Origin of the sequence: Caballeronia sp. LZ003, assembly GCF_031451465.1 — a bacterium.
In the GTDB taxonomy this organism is placed as follows: Bacteria; Pseudomonadota; Gammaproteobacteria; order Burkholderiales; family Burkholderiaceae; genus Caballeronia.
The window spans coordinates 1-1,073 of record NZ_JARUXJ010000064.1 but is presented as its reverse complement, the minus strand read 5'-3'; the positions used below and the strand labels follow the sequence as shown (position 1 = coordinate 1,073).

Sequence of the window (1,073 nt, the reverse complement as noted above, 5' to 3'; positions counted from 1 at the left end):
TCGACCGTGATCTTGGTGACGTTATAGCGCCGGGTGATCTCGCGCACGTATTGCGCCTGTGTCTCGAAGTCCTCGCCGCGCCAGCGGTGACGTTCGAGCACGCGGAACTTGCCGCCCGGTTGGGTGGGTGGTGCGATCACCACGCATCCGGCGGCGTCCCCTTCGCTCGACAGTGCGGGGTCATAGCCGATCCAGACGGGTCGCACGCCAAACGGACGCGCCTCAAGCGGCTTCACATCGGTCCACGCTTCCCAGCTATCGACCATGCAGCGTTTCATTGCGTCGAACGGGAACACTGAGGCCGTGTCGTCGACGAATTCACACATATACAGGTTGGCGAAGTCAGCTGGGCTATTGCTGTTGCGTTGCTCGTCGATATCGATTTTGTCAAAGCCTGCGGCGACGGCGTCCTCCACCGTAACGATCTGCCTCCATTGGCCATCTGGACATGTCAGACCACGTGCAAGCGACGTATGCGAGACATCGATTTCAACGCGTTGATCGGCTGCGCGCCCCTTGTTATAGTGCGCGCCCGTCCAGAATGAATACGCCTCGTGTGTCGTCGTCGATGGCGTCGAGAAGTGCGTCATGCGCAAGTGCTTGTGCGTTGCCATGCCTTGCGCCACCTTGTTAAGCGTCGCGAAATTGCCGACCCAAAAATACTCGTCGAAGTACAGATCGCCGTTATAGCTCTGTGCGGTGCGCGAGCTCGTACCAAGAAAAATCAGTTCCGCGCTGTTGGGCAGAATGATCGGATCGCCCGTCAATTCCACTTCGGCCGCTTTCCAGGCGAACTTCTGGATGTAGCTTTTGAACACGTGAGCCTGCGCGCGGCTGGCCGACAGAAAAATCTGGTTATAGCCCGTCTCAAGCGCGCGCTCGAGCGCTTCCATCGCGAAATAAAATGTCGCACCGATCTGCCGCGACTTCAGGATGTTGCGGCGACGCATCGCGCGGTTCATGTACCAGATGCGTTGATGGCCGATTAGCCAATCCTTCACGGCATCGATGAGCTTTTGGCGCTGCTCGTCGCTCATCGCGTTGCGTTTGGACCTGCGTGTCGGTGATCGCGG

General features: G+C 58.7%; 1 protein-coding gene. It reads right to left on the bottom strand.

Annotated features, from left to right (window positions below):
* The coding region (locus QCE79_RS32915) for a terminase large subunit domain-containing protein (RefSeq protein ID WP_309851643.1) at positions 1-1,073 on the bottom strand (1,073 nt) is incomplete at both ends.